This window comes from Rufibacter sediminis, from assembly GCF_014269285.1.
GTDB lineage: Bacteria > Bacteroidota > Bacteroidia > Cytophagales > Hymenobacteraceae > Nibribacter > Nibribacter sediminis.
Window position 1 is genome coordinate 69,282 of record NZ_JACOAF010000003.1, and the last position, 20,263, is coordinate 89,544.

Annotated in this window: 23 protein-coding genes; 4 read left to right on the forward strand and 19 right to left on the reverse strand. The window is 49.4% G+C overall.

The features are described 5' to 3' along the window. Positions 1–2 precede the first annotated feature (2 nt). The 11 genes from H7U12_RS01445 to H7U12_RS01495 form a co-directional block, all read right to left on the reverse strand. Positions 3–863, reverse strand: coding sequence for a DoxX family membrane protein (locus H7U12_RS01445; protein ID WP_241749040.1), 861 nt, complete (start codon positions 861–863; stop codon positions 3–5). A 158-nt stretch (positions 864–1,021) separates the two neighbouring features. Continuing rightward, positions 1,022–1,393: a hypothetical protein gene (locus tag H7U12_RS01450; RefSeq protein ID WP_186631743.1), complete on the reverse strand. Its 372-nt coding sequence runs from the start codon at positions 1,391–1,393 to the stop codon at positions 1,022–1,024. 53 nt (positions 1,394–1,446) lie between these two features. Further along, a complete protein-coding gene (locus tag H7U12_RS01455; protein ID WP_186631746.1) occupies positions 1,447–2,700 on the reverse strand; it encodes an MFS transporter in 1,254 nt (417 codons plus the stop codon). An 83-nt stretch (positions 2,701–2,783) separates the two neighbouring features. Further along, entirely contained in the window at positions 2,784–3,197 is a 414-nt protein-coding gene (locus H7U12_RS01460) for a YeeE/YedE family protein (RefSeq protein ID WP_186631749.1), read from the reverse strand. A gap of 34 nt (positions 3,198–3,231) precedes the next feature. Next, positions 3,232–3,789 carry a YeeE/YedE family protein gene (locus H7U12_RS01465; RefSeq protein ID WP_182514078.1) on the reverse strand — a complete coding sequence of 186 codons (558 nt, stop codon included), beginning with the start codon at positions 3,787–3,789 and terminating at the stop codon, positions 3,232–3,234. A gap of 54 nt (positions 3,790–3,843) precedes the next feature. Then, complete coding sequence (locus H7U12_RS01470) at positions 3,844–4,170, reverse strand: rhodanese-like domain-containing protein (RefSeq protein WP_182514077.1); 327 nt, start codon at positions 4,168–4,170, stop codon at positions 3,844–3,846. A gap of 246 nt (positions 4,171–4,416) precedes the next feature. Further along, on the reverse strand, positions 4,417–5,844 hold the full coding sequence (locus H7U12_RS01475) for an MBL fold metallo-hydrolase (RefSeq protein ID WP_186631752.1): 1,428 nt from the start codon (positions 5,842–5,844) through the stop codon (positions 4,417–4,419). 102 nt (positions 5,845–5,946) lie between these two features. Further along, positions 5,947–6,798 (reverse strand): sulfite exporter TauE/SafE family protein, encoded by an 852-nt coding sequence (locus tag H7U12_RS01480; protein WP_186631755.1) that lies wholly within the window; start codon positions 6,796–6,798, stop codon positions 5,947–5,949. A gap of 76 nt (positions 6,799–6,874) precedes the next feature. Continuing rightward, a complete protein-coding gene (locus H7U12_RS01485; protein ID WP_186631758.1) occupies positions 6,875–7,522 on the reverse strand; it encodes a Crp/Fnr family transcriptional regulator in 648 nt (215 codons plus the stop codon). A gap of 27 nt (positions 7,523–7,549) precedes the next feature. After that, entirely contained in the window at positions 7,550–8,161 is a 612-nt protein-coding gene (locus tag H7U12_RS01490) for a class I SAM-dependent methyltransferase (protein WP_186631761.1), read from the reverse strand. 313 nt (positions 8,162–8,474) lie between these two features. Further along, positions 8,475–9,845, reverse strand: a complete 1,371-nt coding sequence (locus H7U12_RS01495; RefSeq protein WP_186631764.1) for a porin — start codon at positions 9,843–9,845, stop codon at positions 8,475–8,477. A gap of 235 nt (positions 9,846–10,080) precedes the next feature. Here H7U12_RS01495 and H7U12_RS01500 point away from each other — a divergent pair, with 235 nt between their 5' ends. Further along, a complete protein-coding gene (locus H7U12_RS01500; protein ID WP_186631767.1) occupies positions 10,081–10,467 on the forward strand; it encodes a DUF302 domain-containing protein in 387 nt (128 codons plus the stop codon). A gap of 100 nt (positions 10,468–10,567) precedes the next feature. Here H7U12_RS01500 and H7U12_RS01505 read toward each other — a convergent pair whose 3' ends face one another. The 7 genes from H7U12_RS01505 to H7U12_RS01535 form a co-directional block, all read right to left on the reverse strand. Next, positions 10,568–11,911 carry an MBL fold metallo-hydrolase gene (locus H7U12_RS01505; RefSeq protein ID WP_186631770.1) on the reverse strand — a complete coding sequence of 448 codons (1,344 nt, stop codon included), beginning with the start codon at positions 11,909–11,911 and terminating at the stop codon, positions 10,568–10,570. A gap of 177 nt (positions 11,912–12,088) precedes the next feature. Continuing rightward, the gene (locus H7U12_RS01510) at positions 12,089–12,490 is read right to left on the reverse strand and encodes a DUF983 domain-containing protein (protein WP_186631773.1); all 402 of its coding nucleotides are present in this window, start codon (positions 12,488–12,490) and stop codon (positions 12,089–12,091) included. Positions 12,491–12,727: 237 nt separating this feature from the next. Continuing rightward, positions 12,728–13,579 carry a phosphatase PAP2 family protein gene (locus tag H7U12_RS01515; protein ID WP_186631776.1) on the reverse strand — a complete coding sequence of 284 codons (852 nt, stop codon included), beginning with the start codon at positions 13,577–13,579 and terminating at the stop codon, positions 12,728–12,730. A gap of 47 nt (positions 13,580–13,626) precedes the next feature. Beyond that, positions 13,627–14,838 carry a DUF3570 domain-containing protein gene (locus H7U12_RS01520; RefSeq protein ID WP_186631779.1) on the reverse strand — a complete coding sequence of 404 codons (1,212 nt, stop codon included), beginning with the start codon at positions 14,836–14,838 and terminating at the stop codon, positions 13,627–13,629. A 13-nt stretch (positions 14,839–14,851) separates the two neighbouring features. After that, a complete protein-coding gene (locus tag H7U12_RS01525; protein ID WP_186631781.1) occupies positions 14,852–15,079 on the reverse strand; it encodes a DUF4266 domain-containing protein in 228 nt (75 codons plus the stop codon). After that, positions 15,079–16,005, reverse strand: a complete 927-nt coding sequence (locus H7U12_RS01530; RefSeq protein WP_186631784.1) for an FAD:protein FMN transferase — start codon at positions 16,003–16,005, stop codon at positions 15,079–15,081. The genes H7U12_RS01525 and H7U12_RS01530 overlap by 1 nt, the downstream gene beginning before the upstream one ends. A gap of 30 nt (positions 16,006–16,035) precedes the next feature. Next, positions 16,036–16,464 (reverse strand): thioredoxin family protein, encoded by a 429-nt coding sequence (locus tag H7U12_RS01535; protein ID WP_186631787.1) that lies wholly within the window; start codon positions 16,462–16,464, stop codon positions 16,036–16,038. 374 nt (positions 16,465–16,838) lie between these two features. Between H7U12_RS01535 and H7U12_RS01540 the strand changes: the two genes are divergently transcribed. Continuing rightward, complete coding sequence (locus tag H7U12_RS01540) at positions 16,839–17,540, forward strand: VIT1/CCC1 transporter family protein (RefSeq protein ID WP_186631790.1); 702 nt, start codon at positions 16,839–16,841, stop codon at positions 17,538–17,540. 473 nt (positions 17,541–18,013) lie between these two features. After that, positions 18,014–18,880, forward strand: coding sequence for a type IV toxin-antitoxin system AbiEi family antitoxin domain-containing protein (locus H7U12_RS01545; protein ID WP_186631793.1), 867 nt, complete (start codon positions 18,014–18,016; stop codon positions 18,878–18,880). Here the strand turns inward: H7U12_RS01545 and H7U12_RS01550 are convergent. Continuing rightward, positions 18,867–19,748 (reverse strand): nucleotidyl transferase AbiEii/AbiGii toxin family protein, encoded by an 882-nt coding sequence (locus H7U12_RS01550; RefSeq protein ID WP_186631796.1) that lies wholly within the window; start codon positions 19,746–19,748, stop codon positions 18,867–18,869. The genes H7U12_RS01545 and H7U12_RS01550 overlap by 14 nt on opposite strands. 126 nt (positions 19,749–19,874) lie before the next feature. Between H7U12_RS01550 and H7U12_RS01555 the strand changes: the two genes are divergently transcribed. Further along, positions 19,875–20,204 (forward strand): YnfA family protein, encoded by a 330-nt coding sequence (locus tag H7U12_RS01555; RefSeq protein WP_186631799.1) that lies wholly within the window; start codon positions 19,875–19,877, stop codon positions 20,202–20,204. The last annotated feature ends 59 nt before the right edge of the window (positions 20,205–20,263 follow it).

A 20,263-nucleotide genomic window follows, 5' to 3' on the forward strand; every position in this document is an offset into this window, starting at 1 on the left:
GGCTACAGCTCCACCGTGGTATAGCCCTGGGCCTGCAAGTCAAACATGTAGGTGAGGCCGTTCGGGATGATGGTGACACCTTCCACCAGCGTGGCGGAGTCGATGTTGAACTGTTTCAGGGACATGCCGCAGACTTTGTACTGCACGCCCGCCACTTTTCCCTTCTCTATCTCAGCGGCCATGTCACTGCCCTTCACGAAGGCCTCCACCGATTTGGCGCAGGCCATCACCACAAAAGAATCCCTTTTATAGTCACTGGTGGGCGTCATGGTCTGAGCAGTGTGCACGGCGGCTTTCACATGGTTGGGCTGACTGATGAGCACCGCGTAGTTTTTGGCACTAGCCTTGGAAGGCACCTGGGTGCTCGTTTCAGCGGTAGCACAAGAGGAGAGAAACGGAAGCAAGGCGATGGCAAAGATGGCCAGCATTTTGCCGGCTTTGGATATATTCATGTTAGGAAAAAGTTTAGATTGAATGAATTGGTCCAAGCTGTAATAGCGTGCCCCGTTCACAGAAAAGAAAAACAGCATGCCCAACAGCGCTATGTTTTTGAACAAAGGACCGTTGCCCGCCGGGCTGTCCACCTGCACAGTGAGGGTAATGGGAATGAGTATCAAGGCCAGCAACATTGCCGTCCACTTAGTCTGTAGCCCTGCTAACAAAAGCAAACCGCCCATCAGCAGACCTACCCCAGACAGAATGATAAGGGTCTCTGGCGAGGCAATCCAGGAGGTTAGGTGCATGAACGGGGCTTTCTGCAATTTGGCTACCGCTTCTTCGGTCTGAAACAGATGGTTTAAACCGGCCATGATGAAAATGAGGCTACCCAGCACGCGCAAGACCAGATAGGATATTTTTTGCAAAGGTGTATTTTCCATTGGGTTGATTATCTTAAAATGAGGTGAGAAAGGCATGGACAGTCCAAGCCCCTTTTCCTTTTGTGAAAGGAATCAAAAGCGCAGTGGAACCCTCCATCGGACAAAGGATGCCAGATCGTTGAAGCCACCGCGAAATCTTCAGGTTAAGAAAATCGGGGAGGGTTGGGTTCCTGCTCCAACAGAGGGGGGAGGTAAGCCACCGCTAAAAGGCTGCCTTTCACTTCCGCCTCAGGATAGAAGTGAACAGCGGGCATAGCCATAGCGTTTACAACTAGCGCATAAATCGGTGAGCCACAATCAGTCACGGTACCGGCGCTGTTTTCTGGGGAGGAGTGGGTTTGATGGGTAAGGCACTTCTTTTTACAGGTGCGCCTGGCCGTGTATTTTTTGTTGTCACACGCTTTTTTTAGGACGGACTGCTCCGGGCCCACCCACCGGCTTACCGCTTGGGGCGGCTTGGGCAGGGTGAACAGCAGTAGCAAAACGCTGATACCTAAAAGCAAATAACTCTTCATTTTCTCTTTATCTATACAAACAGTACTTCTCAATGAACTCGTTTTTCGTTGTTTTATTGGGCGGAGATGCACCTTTGGCTGGGCCAAAGCACTTTCCTGGTGCAGCACATGCGCACCTCGGACAGGATGCCGGCCCCAACGGTCAACAAAGCCGTACCCAGCAAAACCGCATCCAAGCCGAACAAATCACTGAACACGCCCGCCGCCACAGCCCCCGCCACGTACCCGAAGTCGCGCCAGAACCGGAAGATACCCAAGCTCTGGGGTCTCTGCGAAGGATGCGTATTCTCCGCCACCACAGACAGGAAATTAGGGTACACCAGCGCCGTTCCGGCTCCAAGCAAAACTAAGGCTGTTACTAGTACCGGAATTGCTCCAGCGAAGAGCAGCAGACCGATGGCTATTCCTTGCAGGACCATGCCCAGGGTGAGTAACTGCTTTTTACAGTACACATCGCCTAGCTTGCCCGTCACTAGTTGGCCCAATCCCCAAACCACAGGGTAGATACCGGCCAGCAGTCCGGTCTGCGCCAGGGAATAGCCTTTGGTGGCCAGTAACACCGGTAACAGTCCCCAGAGAATGCCGTCGTTAAGGTTATTGACAAAACCGTTCAAGGTCACCGAGCCCAGGTTGCCATTGCGCCAGGTAGTGTCTTTCCAGATGTTAGATAAGAGCGGAATAGTAGTCTGCTTGGCTTCAGTACTGGCATGGGATTGCGTGTCTTTTACCAGGAAAATAGTGAGCAACAAGCCTATAATGGAAAACCCGATGCCCGGAATAAAGGCGTAGGTCACGTTCCCCGATTCAGCCGCAATATAGCCCGCCAGAAACGCCACCAGCCCTACGGCCAGATACCCGGCGAACTCGTTGATGCCCATGGCCAGCCCTCTATTCTTTTCACCCACTAAGTCAATCTTCATGACCACGGTAGAGGACCAGGCCAAGCCTTGGTTTAAGCCCAACAGCACGTTAGCAAAGATGACCCAGCTCCAACTCTCGGCGTAGAGCAACAACCACGGCACGGGCAAGGCAAAAAACCAACCGAAGGTCAATAAGGCTTTACGGCTGTACCGCTTGGCCAGCCTTCCCATCATGAGGTTGGCAAACGACTTGGCCAACCCGAAGGCCACAATAAACGACAGCAAGGCCGTATGCCCGCTCAGATTGAATACCGTCTCGGCAAACTCAGGGATTACGGATCTTTCCAAGCCCACCATCCCCCCCACAAATCCGTTCACCAGCACCAACAGCCAGAACTGTAGCGCGTTTTCTTGTAAGCCAAGCTTTGTTTCTGGTAGGGCATTCATGGTTTTAAATGGGTCAGACTGGATGTTAAAGTAAACCGTTTTTGGCCTGTTTTCATGAAAACAGGCCAAAAACGGAAAAGTGATTAGTGAGGAAGTCGGTCTCTAAGTACACCGTACAGATAGGTACCTACCAACCCGCCAAAAATGGCAATCAGGATAGGCCAGTAAGCGTAGCCAAGGTTCACGAATAAAGGTCCCGGGCAGGCACCTACCAGCGCCCAGCCCAATCCGAAGATAATGCCCCCAAACAGGTATCTGGGAACAGACTTCTCCTTGGGCGTAAAGGTGATAAGATTGCCCTGGTAGTCGCGCATCTTGTATTTCTTGATGAAGTACACGGCTATCACGCCCAGTACCACGGCCGTCCCGATGATGCCGTACATGTGGAATGATTGGAACCGGAACATTTCTTGGATACGGTACCAGGAGATAGCCTCGGACTTGCTCATCACAATCCCGAAGAGAATCCCCGTCAATATAAATTTTAGTCCTTTCATAGGGCTATTTCTTTATGTCTTTGGTGAAAAATCTTTAGAAAATAAGTGGGTACAGCAGGAACGTCATGATAAGGCCCCCAATGAAGAAGCCAATCACGGCCACCAATGATGGCCACTGCAGGTCAGACAAGCCACTGATGGCGTGCCCAGAGGTACAGCCACCCGCGTACCGTGACCCAAACCCAATCAATAATCCGCCGCCCAACAAGAGTGCAATGGTCTTAAAGCTTAGGAGTGATTCCATCCCGAACAGCTCCTCGGGTTGCATGCCCTGCGGGGCAGAGAAGCCTAGTTGCTGTAGGTCCTGAATAGTGGCCTGCGAGATCTGCACCGCCTCGCCTGTGGAGAGGAAGGTAGAAGAAATCCAACCGCCCAGGACGGCGCCCACCAAGAAAAGAATGTTCCAAAGCTGGTTTTTCCAGTTGAAGTCAAAGAACGGCACGTGTTTTCCGGCTCCGCAGGCAGAGCAGATAATCCGGAGGTTCGCAGAGAAACCGAATGACTTCCCGAAGAAGAGCATGATGACCATGATCAGGGCAATCACCGCCCCAGACACGTACCAAGGCCAAGGCTGACTAAGTGTTTCTAACATAATTATAAATCTTTCTAGAAGGCTGTTTCGCTACTATGGTTAAACTTCTTTGAATTACCTGGGCCAGGCACCTACGCCACCCTGCAGGTTATAAGCCTTTAGGCCTTTCTCTGCCAACATCTGGCAAGCAGAACCGCTTCTATTACCGCTTCTGCAGAAAACAAAGTACTCCTTGTCCTTGTCGAGTTTTTCAATAGCCGCTTTAAACTCAGAGGACGTCACGTCCAGGTTTTTAGCGCCAGGAATGGTACCAGACGCAAACTCACCAGAAGTGCGCACGTCCAACAGTTCAGCTTTGCCGGCTTTGTTATAGGCCGTTTTAAACGATTGCCCATCTAAATCTTGATAGTTCTTCGGGGCTGATTTAAATAAATTAAACATGGCTATTTGTCTTTTGAAAGGTGATTTGGGCCAGCAATGAAGCTAGCCCTTTTTGTTTTGTCTGTCTTTTCGTTTTTGGCCTGTTTTCTGTAATAAAGGCCAAAAACGGATTTTTATGTCTCTTGCCATCAGCCACGTCTCAGCTGATTCTCAATTACTATACAAAGGTCTAGTTTTTGGAGAAGTGGTTCAGTGACTTTTGTCACGCTGAGCAGTTAACTAATAGCTCTAAACATCTTTATAACTCTAATTTGCTCCTTGTTTAAGTAGTGTAGAAGGACACACGAAGGCGGTTCTTGGAATGTTGGTCCCTGAAATACCTTTGAAGCCTTCCTGCACGTTCACAAGGTTGTCATAACCCCGCGCTTTCAAGATCGAGGCCGCAATCATGGAGCGATAGCCACCGGCGCAGTGCAGGTATACTTCCTCGTCCTTCGGGATTTCTGCCAGGTAATCATTCAGGTAATCCAGAGGCGCATTGCTGGCGGTCTCTACGTGCTCAGACTGGTACTCACTGGGCTTGCGCACGTCAATCACTCTTATAGTGCTGTCTTGCTGATAGCGCTGTTCAAACTCTGTTGGTGAGATAGACGCGATGGTGTCTGTCTCTTTGCCGCCTTCTTGCCAGGCGTTAAAACCACCTTGCAAATACCCGATGGTATAATCATAGCCAACGCGTGCCAGGCGGGTCACTACCTCTTCCTCACGACCTTCTTCTGTTACCAGCAAAATCTGCTGTTTAATGTCTGGGATCAAGGTGCCAACCCAGGGCGCGAAGTTGCCGTCAATGCCAATGTTGATGGCGTTGGGGATGAAGCCCTTGGCGAAGTCCTCTGGCTTTCTGGTGTCCAGCACCAGCGCACCGGTCTCATTGGCGACTAACTCAAACGCCTCTGGACTCAGGGCCTGCAGGCCTTTCTCCAAGACATCTGCTATGTTGTCATAGCCCTGCTTGTTCATCTGCACGTTGAGCGGGAAGTAGCTGGGCGGAGGGGTAAGGCCATCAGTCACTTCCTTCACAAATTCTTCTTTGCTCATGTCTGCGTGCAGGGCGTAGTTGGTCTCCTTTTGGTGACCCAGGGTGTCAAACGTCTCCTTGCTCATGTTCTTACCGCAGGCAGAACCGGCCCCGTGCGCCGGGTACACCAGCACGTCATCAGCAAGTGGCATGATCTTGTTTCTAAGCGAGTCAAACAGATGGCCGGCCAGCTGGTCTTGGGTAAGGTCAGACTTGGCGGCCAGGTCCGGACGGCCTACGTCTCCAATGAACAACGTGTCCCCGGAGAAAAGAGCGTAGTCTTTGCCGTTTTCGTCTTTCAAGAGAAAGGTGGTAGACTCCATGGTATGGCCCGGGGTGTGCAGAACTTTAATGGTCACGTCGCCTACTTTCAGCTCTTCGCCGTCTTTGGCGATGTAGGCGTCATAGGTGGTCACCGCGTTGGGTCCGAAGACGATTTGTGCGCCGGTGGCCTTGGCTAGGTCCACGTGTCCGCTCACAAAGTCAGCGTGAAAGTGCGTCTCCAGCACGTATTTTATTTTAGCATCCCGGCTTTCGGCCTTGGCCAGGTAGGGCTGGATTTCTCTAAGCGGGTCAATGATAACAGCCTCGCCGTTGCTTTCTACATAGTAGGCACCTTGCGCCAGACATCCGGTATATATTTGTTCTACTAACATGGTGTTTTATTTTTGTGTTTTGGGTTTTACTCTACAAAAATACAGGATAAGGAAGGCCCGGTCAGTGACTTAGGTTACATAAGGCCAGGCCTGGAAGAATTATTAAAAGAAGAGCTCTTTTACTATGATGTACACGCCCATCACCAGCACAAACCAACCGAAGGCGGTCTTGAGCTTGTCGGCGTGGATCTTAGCGGAGAAGTAAGAACCTATGAAGATGCCCACGATGGAAAGCGAGGAGAAAATGCCCAGAAACGCCCAGTCAATCTCATAGTTGGCCACATCGCCCATAAACCCAAAAAGGGACTTGGCAGCGATAATGAGCAGAGACGTACCCACCGCCATCTTCATGTCCAGCTTGGAGAAGAGCACCAGCGCCGGGATGATCAGGAAACCGCCGCCCGCGCCTACCAAACCGGTCAGGGTGCCCACAACAGCACCCTCGGCCAGGATGCCGGCATAGTTGAATTTTGGTTGGGAAAGGATTTCAGATGTGCCATTCTCTTCCAGGATGTCGTGGTCCACGTTTTCATCCACGGTCACGTCTCCGTTCACCTTGCGGTTCTGCCGAATCATGCTGATAGAAGCAAAAACCATCAAGCCAGCAAACAGAAGCATTAACAGAATGCCTTTGGTAACTTCAAACCCGCCCACGGTGAAGATGCTGTCTGGAATGGCGGGCACGATGTAGCGCCTGGTGGCGTACACGGCCACAATGGAAGGCAGGCCGAATACCAAGGCTGTCTTTAAACTCACCAAGCCTTGTTTGTAAAAGCGGTAACTGCCCACCAGACTGGTGAGGCCCACGATGAAGAGCGAATAGGCGGTGGAGATGACCGGATTAAGGCCCAGCAAGTACACCAGGGCCGGTACGGTTAAGATGGAGCCTCCCCCGCCAATTAATCCAAGTGAGAGGCCAATGATAAGGGCTGCTATGTATCCTAGTATTTCCATTTTTGTAGTGATTTCTTAATGATTACTACAAAAGTAGAGTAGGGGCAAGCCGAGTACAGTGACTATAGTCACACACCTAAAAAAGGTCCAGATTTATAATTTCTAAATAATTACGGTGCAAGATTACTGCGCCAGTCTGCTCCAGTTTCTTGAGGAGCCTGGAGATGACCTCCCGCGAGCTGTTGAGCTCTTCGGCTATCTGCTGGTGCGACAGGCGAACCTCTTTGCCTAATACTTTCTGGTGGCGCTTCAGGTAAAACACCAGGCGCTCGTCCAGGCTCTTGAACACAATGCTGTCCAGCGTCTGGAGGAGTTCGTCAAAGCGGGCGCGGTAAGAAGCAATGATAAAGTTATGCCAGCTGGGGAATCTCACCAGCCACTGCTCTGATACGTGCGCCGGGATCATGAGCACCTCAGCGGGGGTGATGGCCTTGGCTAAGACCTGGCTCTGCTCATTGCGCGCGGCGCACATCATGGAAAGGGCGCAGGCATTACCGCCCTCCAGGTAATACATCAGGAACTCATCGCCTTCCTCGTCTTCCCGGTATACTTTCACCAGTCCGTTTATTACCAAGACATTGGATTTCAGGTACTGCCCGGTGCGCAGGGCCTCGTCTTCCGGCTCCAGGTGTTTGATGACGCCCGCTTTGGCAATCTCCAGTAACAAGGCTGGCTCTAGCTGCGGGAACTTCTCTTGGATGTGGTTTATTTTATCTTGGTCCATAGTTGTAGGGTAAGGCAAGGCAAAGTGTCACAGTTTGGTGCCCGTGAACTGAATTACGCAAGAAGGGCCGCGATGGTACTTGCCTTCCTGTGCGATAATCTCCGTTTTCTTTAACTCATCTATTTGTATACCGGCAAATTCCTGATGGATGTCCCCCACCGAAAAGAGCAATTTTGTCTGTTTAGGCCCTCCGGAACTATACTTCTGCTGGTAATGAATCTGGTCCCTGGCGTATGCCTCAAAAATAACGGTACCACCGGGTTTAAGTGCTTCTAGTAACCTGGAATGCACCATTGCCCTGGTTTCCTTTTCAAAATGAGCGTAGATCAAGGCCAAGCAGTCAAACTGCTCTGGGGCCAATGCAATGTTCTGGGCGCTCTCTACTTGATACGAAATACTTACCCCGTGCTCACGGGCCAACTCCAGGGCTTTGCGCTGCCCCACCAGGCTGTAGTCAAAAGCAGTCACCTCCCAGCCTCTGGTGCTGGCGTATACGGCGTTGCGGCCCTCTCCCTCGGCGGGGAGCAACAAGTTGCCCTCAGGCGCGATGGCATCCAGTTTCTCTTTGAAGTAATGATTTGGATTGGTTCCGTAAGCGTAGCCGGCTTGGGCGTACCGTTCGTTCCAAAAGTCTTCCATGGTACAGGTAACAAAAAGGGTATTCAGTAATTTTTGCAAAGAGCCGAAGGTGCCATTAACTACATTCTTAGGCTGTTGCTCTGTTGGTTTCTCTGCGATTAGCTGATGCTGAGTATTCAAAAGTAACTCTTCTTAAGATTGAAGGCCAGTTATCCGTTTCTGGCCTGTTTTTACCAAATCAAGCTGAAAACAGAAGGCCGCTGCGTTATGCTGAGAACAACAGCGTGGCGCAGCGGCAAATGTAGCGTCTTCCACCTGTGGAATAAGTGACTTTTGTCACACGGCAGGTTAGGCGATGTAGAAGGCTGTATCTTTAGAAGTTTAGCTGGGAAACAAAGTTGATTTGGTGGAAGTTGGTGTTGTAATACATTCTCTCTAAGGGCAGACTGGTATTGGGGGAGAGTTTGCCTATGTATAGCAATCGCAAGACTACCCCTTTTAAGGCAGGCAGCAAAGGGGTATAGGTAACATCTAGTAGAGTACCCCAATAAGAGACGGCGCCATACTTGTTGAGCGCGGCATTCCCATAGCCGGGTAGCCAGGCCTTGGCCAAGGCCAGCTCGGAGCTCAGGCCGGGAGCCCAGTTACGCGTGGATTTCACAACCAGGATATCTGACTGGCCGGTGCCCTCTAGGCGCCCTCTGGACAAAGTGGCAAAAAACTGCTCCCGGCCCCACTCCCTGGGGAAAGTGAACCGTCCGTTGCCGCCCGTATGCAGGTAATTGGCAGACAGCGCCCATTGAGGAGTAGAGTAGCCCACCATGCCGCCCGCCACCCATTCCTGCTGGTCGGGGAAGTAGGTGCTGTCATGGGCAGGATGGCCGCCGTTGCCCAACTGGAACTGGTACAATCCCTCCAACCCAACGTTCATGCGCTCAGAAATAGGCACCACTACCCGGCCATAGCTGGTATTGGCAATGTTCTCAATCCAATAATTCCAGGCTTGCCAATGGCTATTCTGAATTCCCTGGCCCTGCAGCCCGGCCACGGCAACACCCCTGGACTCAATGTGGTGGCGGTACTCGGAGGGGCTTCCGTCTAGGTTCACGCCGTTGCTGTACAACCCGATGGTGTGGCGGGTGTTGCCCCACTCAATGACCCCGCGCGGCGAGAAATGGTCCAGCCAGGCAGCCGTGAGTTTGGTGTGCTGGCCTACCGGCACCTGCGCCATGACCCCTTGCACCGAGTACGGCTTCATGCGGGTGTCCTGGGGATTGATGAGCGGAGAGGTAAAGTCAAACCGTCCTATTCGGACGTGCAGTTTCTCTGTGCGGTACTCCAGATAGGCGGATTCCAGGCGGTCCAGGTTGTCTTTGTTGTGCGGGTTCTCTATGTCAAAAAGCTCCACCTCATTGCTGGGATACTTTCCCGCTATGGGGTCTTTCTGATCCAAATGGCTAGAGAAGAGATTGTAGGTGAAGATGCCGGAGATGCCTAGCCTAAACCCGTGGAACGATGCCGTGCGCACCCCGATCTCCGCGCCCAGGGCATTGGCGTAATGGTCTGAGAGGGAGCGGTGGTTGAGCGTGGCCATGAAGTAATTCCGGACGTGGCCGTGCAACTCTCCCTTGGTGAAAAGCTCCTGCACGTTTTTTACGCTAGAGGTATCCGGCAAATTAGCCTCATGGCCGTGCTCCTGGGCAATTACCCGCGCTGGCAGCAGGATGATATGTAAAAAAAGCATGGGGAGAAGAAATCGGGTGAAAGGGTTCATATACTAGGGGTAAGTAACAATCGATAATAACCAAAGTAGCAGCGCAAGGCGGTACGGTCTGTTTTTCACAAAGGACGGCTACCGGGGCAGCGCAGACAGTGACTTAGGTTACACAAGCCATAAACATTTAGAATGGGCAGGACCCGCCGCTTAAACCACCTGTGCGCGCATGCGTAGGTAACAGGATAATCAAGCACTAGACACCATGGAATATCATATCTCCAAGACGATTACCGGCAGCTTTAACGAGGCACTGGACAAAACGAAAGCAGCCCTAGCCAAAGAAGGGTTTGGGGTCATCTCAGAGATTGACCTGAAAGGGAAATTCAAGGAAAAACTTGGGATGGACTTCAGGGAATATCGCATTTTGGGAGCCTGCAACCCAACGCTGGCGCACCAGGCCATTCAACAGGAAGACAAGATTGGCGTGCTGTTGCCCTGCAACGTGCTGGTGCAGGAGCATGAAGGCGGACAGGTAGAAGTCACGGCCATCAACCCCATGGAAACCATGTCTGCCATTGGGAACGCCAACCTGGAAACCATCGCCAACGAGGTAAGCCAGAAGTTACGGGCAGTAATAGACCAGTTGTAACGTTCGCGGTTCTTCTGATTGAAGTTCCAAATCCTTTCCCATTAAAAAGCCGGTACCCTACAAAGAGCACCGGCTTATTTAACGGAACGTAATGCAGCGGTTACAGCGGATTGAACTGGCTGATGGCCTCACTCAAATCCAGAACCTCGGCCTGTGGAAGTCCTGCTTCCACAATGCTACTTCCGGCCGCTGACCGGTAGCCGCCGGCGCAGTGAATGACTACGGGTTTGCCGGTGGGGATTTCCTGGGCACGGTCCCGTAGCTCCGGCAACGGAATATTGAGGGCATGGGCAAAATACTTCTTTTCCTTTACCTCAGAGGCGTTCCTAATGTCCACGACAGTGTACTTTTCCGGGTTTTCTTTGAAGGCAGTGAGATCTATCTTGGGTGAGGTAACCGAAGCATTCCCCTCCAATGCAAACGCTCCTCTTATTTTGCTTTCATAGCCAATCCTGGAGGCTTTGTCAATCAGCTCGTCCAAGGTCTTGTCATCCTGGGCTACCAGGTAAAAGGTTTCCTTGGGGTCCACGATACTTCCCAGCCAGGTCTCAAACTTGCCGCCGTTCTGGATGTTAAAGGCTCCCGCCAGATGTCCTTCCTTGAAGTCCTCTTGCGGACGCGCATCTATGATCAAGGCACCTTCCTCTGGACTGAAATTCTTCTCCAGACGCTTCACGGCCTGTACGCTCTGCTGGTAGTTGGGTGCGCCCTGCTTGTTCAGGCCCACATTATACCCAAAGTATTTGGGAATGAACGGCTGGTCAGCGGTGAGGTAGGTCACAAACTGGTCCTCGGTCATTTTCTTCAGGGCCGGGTTACTGAACTTCTCATCGCCGATGGTACTGCTGTTGGCTTCGCTGAGGGCTTTACCGCAAAGCGTGCCGGCGCCGTGCGCAGGGTACACCACCACTTCATCGGCCAATTTCATCAGTTTCTGGCGGGTGCTGTGGTACATCTGCCGGGCCAGTTCCTCGCGCTTGGCGGTGAGGTTGCCGGCGTTCTCCCGAAGGTCCGGGCGGCCCACGTCGCCAATGAACAGGGTATCACCGGTGAAGACGGCTTTGTCCTTGCCTTCATGCTCCAGCACCACACTGATGCTGTCAGGGGAGTGACCAGGCGTGTGCAGCGACTTCAGTTTTACCTTGCCGATTTCCAGCACCGCGCCCTCGTCAAAGGCTTGGTGCGGATAGTCTGCGCCTACCAGGCTGTGCGCGTAGATAGTGGCGCCGGTCTTCTCATGAATCTCCAGGTGCGAGCTCACGAAGTCGGCGTGGGGATGGGTTTCTACCACGCCTACAATCCTGGCTCCGTGCTGGGTGGCGTAGTCATAGTATTGCTGGGGATTTCTGGCAGGGTCTACCAGGACAATCTCTTTCTGGCATTCGCTTAAGATGGCGTATGAGTAATGCGCCAATCCTTTGTCTTCAAACTGCTGTATTTTCATGGTGCTTCGTCTTTTAGGTTAGAAGATGACACAAAGGTAGAGCATAGGTATAAGGCGTTCAGTGACTTTGGTTACACAAGCAAATATCCCTATGGCAAGGTTTTTAGATTAATAGATAAGGGTAACAATAGTATCTAGCTAAACGCCAGTTTTAAATATCATTAACCTTCCGTTTTACTAGATGTGGGACTTTTGAGGAATTTGGGTGGAAGGACCTTCATACTTAACAAATATGTTAATCCAAAGGAGCCGCGCCAATCTGAAGAAAACAGGTAGCATGCCCAATGATGTAACCAGGATCAAACCTATTAGCATCCCTATGGTCACTTCCTCCACAAATAGGGAAAGAAGAAACAGCGTGACAAGAAACAGTCCTACATTCAGTGCGAAGCTTACATACATAGCTCCGTAATAGAATCCCGGCTCCGGCTCAAACGATTGGCCGCAGCAGGTGCAGTATTCTCGCATGGCTGCAAATTTGGTTGAATACAAATTGGCCTTAGGAAACATGTCGCCCTCCCGGCATCTGGGACATTTGGACTTGGCCAAGGAATACAGTAATGATCTCTCTTGGTTCATGGCTTTGTGGTTTACTGTAAAGAGTCCTACAAAGCTATTATAAGACTAGGGAGAAGTCTGTGACTCAAGTTACATATTTTGAGCAAGGGGGGGGGACCTTATATAGTATTAAAAAGGGGCAATATTCAATGAAGCCATAGTTGGTCCCTAGGCGAATTACAAAGATGGGGTGCCCAGCCATTTAGTGATGACTGGTGAATAAAAATAAGAGTCAATGGGCACAAATTAGGATTCTTGTCAAAAAGTCAATGAGAAGTAAAAAGAGGCTGAGTTAGATCCAAGATTAGGCACCGCAGTTAGTTTACCTTTTCCCTTCTTTAATTTTCTTTCAGCCAGATTATACAGAAGCAAAGAGCCTTTAGCAGAAACATAGCCTAAGGCGGCACCCGCCATTATATCCGTGGCCCAATGGGCATTATCATTGATGCGTGATAGCCCCACGAGCGTGGCCGTGCCATAGGCCAGGGGGGGAATCAGCGGGTGTTCCTTACCATACACGGAGGCTACGGACGTGGCCACTGCAAAGGCGACCGTGGTATGTGATGAGGGAAAAGAAGTATTCTCTGAGACCGCCATGCCCCAGTCATAAAAATGGTTCTCATCGGTTTCGCTGGGCCGGTAACGGTGCACCTGGTTTTTAATGAGACCCGTAAGTCCTCCCGTGATAAGTAAACTGGTAAAAGACACCGAACCCACTTTTCTTAGGTTAGGGTTGCCCAAGGCAAACCCAACCAATGCCGCAGTCCCTGTAATTGGCAAAAGTAGTCTCTGCCTACCCATCGGCTCTACCACCCGCGCAACGGCATCTAGTGTTTGAGCCCTATGGCTCTGCATGTGTTTCTGAAGCGGTTCGTCTATCCAGGCATATGTGGCAATCCAAAGGGAAGCACCAGCCAAAACAGCGCCAGTAACTTTAACTGTCGGGGAGAACTTTGATATATGAAAATCTGCGCGGGTTGAATCTGAGGAAGAAAGTGCCATCGGTAACGTGTCTTGTTTTGCAACGATAGACGCGCCAGATTGGGCATGTCCAGATAAATTGCAAAACAACACCAACAGAAAGATGACCCTAATAGTTACCAATTTCATTTTCCATCAATAAATGCCAAGCTTTATAAGTAATCTAGCGTGTAAAATTATTTTATAGTCACCGCCAACGCAATAGCGTCTGCCACTAAGCCCGTGTCTCGGTTATAATGGTCATAGCGCAGTTCCAAGGTGTTCAGCTTACTAACGCCCAGAATCCCGTCTGCCGAATTGTAACGAAGGTTCAAGCCAAATAGGTGGCTGGCGAACCCGGACAAATCATAGTCACTGGTATAGAACTCTTGTTGGGCGGTATGTTCTTTATAGGGGGCGAAATAATCTGCGGCAGACTGGGTGTAGAACCGGTAAAAGGGAGAAATCGATAGGAAGGGTGTCAGCTTGTAGGGTAGTTCCACCTCAGCGGTATGCGCCAAGATGCCCCAATCGTCTGAGTAGAAACGGTAAAAGCTCTTCACTAAGATGCGGTCAGTGGCAAAGTAATTCAGTCGTATGGCCACCGGGATTTTAACGCGGGTGTCGGGCAGCTTCTCTACAATAACCGAATTATCTGTGAAATACACCCTTTGGTAGGGCGTGGCCAATTGGCCCGTCTGGTACGCCAAATCCAACATCACCGAAGCCTGCAAGCGTTTATTGATAACCTGGGCCAGGGAGATAGAGCCGTTATAGGAATTACGTGGATTGGTTCCCCCCGCATCCGGGTTGGCTACCGGGCCCGATGGAGTTTCTATTGTTCTTAGTTCAATGGGGTAGATCATGCTCCACGAATCGAGGAAGGCACTCAAAGATAAGCCCACCTCGCGATTACGGTCTTTGGACAACTTGGCGAAGTTCACGTTCACACCCTTGGAGAAGTAGTCATACTCAGTGGAAATAGAAATTCCCGCGCCCATAGAATAGCCTTTCGCGTCATCCTGCATCACCCAGGACAGGGAAGGGTAGATACGGTTGTCTGCCGCGCTGGCAGATGAAATAGTGGAAGGGTCAATCAGATCAGAGGAAGCCGAGGAGTAATGGTCAAACCCTACTTCCAGCCTAAAGGAGTGCAGCCTATTCTGGGCATCCCCTTTAGCCATGGTGATGTCAAAGGTGGTGGCTACGTCGGTAAGCTTCTCAGTGCCAATGCCGCCCGTCACTGCGGAATTATTACCGTCCTGGGTGTAGTAGCTGGAGACGAAATTGATCTCCTGGGTTTTGAGTTTGCGGCTTTTGAAGGCAATGCTGTCCGGTGCGGTGGTCTGGCCAAAAGAACTGAGAATGGTCAGGAAGAACAGTGAGGCGTGCAAGTAGATTTTCTGCATCTTTTTAAATTTCTTAGTTACAGCCGCAGCCGCCTCCTGTCTTTCCGCCATTAGCCCCGGAGGCACCCTCACGGTATAACAGGAAATTCAACTCTGTTTTCTGCACCTTACGGGCGTTCAAGACCATCTCAGCGTCATTCAGGTACATCTTGTTGTATTCATGCACCGTCTGGCACGAGAAAAGGCTCCCTGCCGTGAATAGCAATAGGAGCCTTGCGCAAATTCTGGTTCTTGCATCCATTAGTTAAGCCTTATATTTTTAGAGCAGTGTACGTGGTTGTCATCATCTACTATGAGGCAGGCGATGTCCTTCATCTGATTAACGAGGTCTAAGCCCACTTTTACCCCCATGACCATAACAGGTGTAGCCATGGCGTCAGCCAATTCTGCGTTAGGGCATAGGATCGTGACGCTCTTGATACCTGTAACGGGCAATCCGGTTTTTGGATTGATCGTGTGGCTGTATTTTTTTCCGCCGATGATGGCGAACTTCTCGTAATTGCCCGAGGTAGCCACCGCCATGTTGGAGATATTAAGTTGCGAGAAGGGCTGGTGCTTGGCGTCAGGGTCCGCGATGCCAATGGTCCAGGGTCGGCCGTCGGGTTGGAGCCCCCAGGCACTAAGGTCTCCTGCGGCATTCACAATGCCGCTGTGGATCTTCGATTTCTGTAAAACGTGTTTAGCCCGTTCAGCGGCATAGCCTTTCCCGATGCCGCCAAACCCGATACGCATGCCTTGGTGCTTCAGGAAAACGCTTTTGTCCTGTGGGTTGAGGAGGATGTTATGATAATTAACAAGCCTTATGGACGATTGTGCGACTTCCTTCGAAGGCAGCGCTGTCATGGTTGGGTCAAAGTTCCAGAGGCTCGTGTCTACCCCGCCATAGGTGATATCGAAAGCACCCTGGGTTAATTCGGATATACGGATGGACCGCTGGACGAGCTCATATACCTCTGGAGAGGGAACGACGGGCGCAATACCCGCCATGGCGTTTATGTGGTGGGTATCGCTGGTATCAGAATAGGTGGTGAGCAGCCTTTCTACGCGCTGGATCTCGGCAATGGCTTCGTCAATGGCGGCATCTGCCTCTTGTTTGCCAGCGCTGGCTACCGTCAATTCAAACCGATTCCCCATCAGCTTCTGTACCCGCCTAAATAATTGCGGCATGTGTACTGATGGGGAATCCGATTTGTTCACTTATTTTGTGGCTTTTAGTTGCGCTATAAAGGCCGGGGCGTCTTTAGCGGGAATTCCTTCCCATTTCTTCACCACCTTGCCGTTTTCGTCTAACAGTAATGTTAAAGGAAAAATACCGCTTTTGTTATACTGTTCAGCCAATTTTTCATTTAAGCTCATCTGTGCCTTGTCCAGCTGGTTCTTCTTCAACCTGGGAAAGTCGGCGTTTAGCAGAACCAGGTTCTCCTCAGCAAATTTCTGGAACTGCGGATCCTCAAAAATCTGCTTCTCTAACTTAATGCAAGGTCCGCACCAGTCAGAGCCGGAAAAGTTGACCAAGATGTACTTATGGCTATCATGGGAGATTTTTTTTGCCTGCTCTATGTCATTTAACCAGGCTTGATTGCCCGAAAGGGAAAAGATGCTCAATAAAACAATAAGTAAGTTCATGGCTTTTAAGTTACGTGGAAGATGTTAAATGTAGCAGTCTTCTATTCTTAAGACAAATACCATGCCTCACTTGGTTCCTGGCCTGCTTCGAAGAAATCATTTTAAGGGGTTCGAGAAAACATGTGGAAAAAATGTCAAAAAGGTACTTGACTATAAAAAAGTGCCAAGAGAATGTTTTTGGGTGCTTTCTTCAAATTAGGAAAAAACCAAGGTTAATCCCTAAATTTCTAGGCACATAAATCTTCTTAAGTATTAGATTTTACCTATTCTATAGCTTCAATCCTGTCAAGAGGCGTAAGAGAGGGTAGCCCTAATGCGGGTAATGTCATTCAGTGGCTGGCAGAAAATTTTGAAAACATACTAGCAGTAAGAAAATGATAACTATAGATAACTATTTAGACAGCCATTACATACACCGAAGCAATTGGTTGAGGGCCGCCGTTTTAGGGGCAAATGATGGGATTATATCGGTTTCAAGTCTTGCCATTGGCATAGCGGCTGCAAGCACGTCCAGAGACCCGATTCTCTTGGCAACGGTTGCCGGACTGGTGGCCGGTGCATTATCCATGGCAGCAGGTGAATATGTTTCGGTAGGTTCCCAGACTGATATTGAAAAAGCCGACATTGAAAGGGAAAGGCAGGAACTGGAGGCAATGCCAGAGGCTGAACTGAGGATACTTGCGGAGATCTATGAGAGAAGGGGGTTAAAGAAAGAAACTGCCTTACAGGTTGCAAAAGAATTAACAGAAACAAACGCATTGGCAACACACGTGCGTGATGAGTTGGGGATTAACGAGTTGAGCCAGGCTAATCCGATACAGGCGGCCTTTGCCTCGGGTGCGGCTTTTATGGTGGGTGGACTTTTGCCCTTATTGGTGACAATCTTCGCGCCGGTTTATAACATGGAGTATTTCCTATACGGCTTTACCATTCTATCACTAATTGCCCTTGGGGCTGTTTCTGCCAAAACAGGAGGTTCTAGCAAGCGCAAGGCAGTAGTGAGAATAGTAGTTTGGGGAACGATCGCAATGGGTTTGTCCGCGTTTGTTGGATACATTTTTGACATTAATGTTTAGTCTTAAATTTCAAGAATATAAAGGAACCCCATTTGTTTCTAACATCTCTACAAGTTTATTACTTAACATAATGTAATTTATAAGACTGTGATTATCAGTTTTTTAAATTAAATTAGTGGCAAATAAACAAGCTCGTATTGCAAAGTTTATGACAATAACCTTGACTTTAAATAAGAAGGGATTTAAATTTGCGTAAAGTATATATACTTTACGCATGTGGAACTAATTTGTTTCATACTCCTCTAGCTGTCCATTCGTTTTGGTCTATATCTCATATTTTTCACTTGCTTATCTCAAACAAAACGTTTAACTTTGCGTATATAAAGTATATATACTTTATATACTCCTTGTCATTTTCAACTCTCTCTTCTTTCCTTTCAACGTTAAAAGATTGCTGTTGCATTTATCCTTCTAAAGGATTAACTTTACGGAAAGTATATATACTTTCCGTCTGACATACCTTCAACGCAGCCATGCCAAGTAAGTCCCGCTTTGTTATTGCTGAAAGTAGTATCAAGTCTTTCTTCAAACAGAATCCCCGCAAAGTCTTCTCCCGCCAGCAACTTAGTGGGATTTTCGAGGAAAGGAAAGCTGCTTGGAACCTGCCGGTTACCACCACAGACCTCAGGTTTATTGAGCAGCTGCAGAAAAGGGGAATCCTCACCAAGATTGAAATCCTGTTTGACGGCTACATCAACAAGAAGGAGCGGTATATCACCCAGGATGCCAATGAGCTGGAGATAGCGGTGTCTTTGATTAACAAATCTTACCTGTCCCATTACAGCGCCATGTTTCTGAATAGCCTGACTACGCAGGTACCCAAAACCATTTATATCACCTTTGAGCAAAGCAAGAAACCGGACGGTAACCGCCAACTGAAACAAGAGGGCATTGATGCGGCTTTCTCCAAGCCACAGCGGAAAGCAGTTACCGAAGCCATGTATGGTGATTACTCCTTTCTTATTCTTAATGGCATGTACACGGGCAGAACCGGGGTTCATTTGATAGAAAACATACCAGTAACCAGCCTGGAGCGAACTCTGATTGATATTACGGTGCGACCAAGCTATGCTGGCGGGGTGTATTCGGTATTAGAAGCTTACCAGTACGCCCTAGCCAGTATTTCCCTGAATAAACTGGTGGCAACGTTAGACAACCTCGATTTTATCTACCCTTATCACCAAGCTGTTGGGTTCTACCTGGAACGGGCAGGCTATACCGGCAGAAAACTGGACGAGCTGCGCAGCCGGAAGAAAGAGTTCCGATTCTATCTCACCTATGATATGGAGGAAAAGGATTTCTCGGAAGACTGGCAGCTATATTTCCCTAAGGGAATGTAATCCCTTGGAACGTGCTGACCACGTAGTCAAAGTAGAAATCGAAGCTCTCCAACTCTTCCGAACGGGCCACCGTATCTTTCACGCTTTCCCAGTTATCTTTATGGATGGCTTTGTGATTGGTTATCTCCTGTATAAAAGAAAGAGGCACACGCTTAGCCTCGAAAATATTCGCAATCAGTTCTTTATTTTCCTCGGTGGTCGCATCAATGCCATGCGATTCCATAATCAGGTGAATATCATAGAAGTCACGTGCCCTGGCGCGGGCGGTACGCGATTTAATAATTTCAGAGTACTGCGGTAATTGCTGGCAAATGGCCCGTAACTTCTCAAAAACAATCATTTCCGGTGTGTAGACATAAATTGTATAACCGTCCACCTTCGTCTGAGCCTTTTTTGCGACATACTCGAACTTGCTGAACTCCAACTCAAAAGTAGTGGAGCGCCCTGCGCTTAACGGAACAGCGATTCGACGCTGGTGCTCTAAATTCCCCTGATGGGTATCGTAGGTTTTTTGGTCAAGCACCTTGAACGTAACTTGGTAACCTCCCCAAAAATCCGCCACTGCTTCCTTCACGACTTTGGGCCTGGGGAGGAAAGTATAATCAAAAACAACCATTCCATTTTCCGCGAAGGTCTTCACCAAGGTGCTTTCTATCCGCTTGCTGATGATTCCCTCATCCTCTTTAAAATCACCATGATCTATGGAGAAGTCCAGGTCATAGGAAGTTCTGGAGATTGAACTGCTATCATGGTAAACAATATCAATGGCATTGCCACCTTTCAGAACAATGTTCTCGATGAGTTCATCGTCAGAAGCAAGGGCGATGATGGCCAACCGCTTAATTTGGTTGATTAAATCAATATTCATCAGCGAAATGTTTTTAAACCGAAAGTACGATAAAACAACCTCTTTCTTCTGATTACTAGATTTGAAGGCTATGAATTCAAATCTAGTAATCAAAAGAAATATTCGAAATGACTACCTTCACCCACTATGGAAATAATCAAATCACTATGTATTTTTTTCCTAGCCGGGCTTTGTAAAATCGGTGGGGGTTATCTGGTTTGGCTTTGGCTGAAGGAAGAGAAACCCTTGTGGTATGGCATACTGGGTAGTATTATTCTGGCTATGTACGGGGTAGTGGCTACCTGGCAGACAGCCAGCTTCGGGAGGGTGTATGCTGCCTATGGCGGCGTTTTCATAGTGATGGCCTTGGTATGGGCTTGGAAAGTGGACGGCTTTAAGCCAGACCGCTATGATATTATTGGCGCATTAATAGCCCTATTTGGGGTTTGCTTAATACTGTATATGCCTAGAAAGTAAGGACAGACCAGCAGAAATTCATGGTAGTTACTTATTCAATCCTGTAAAAACATTCATAT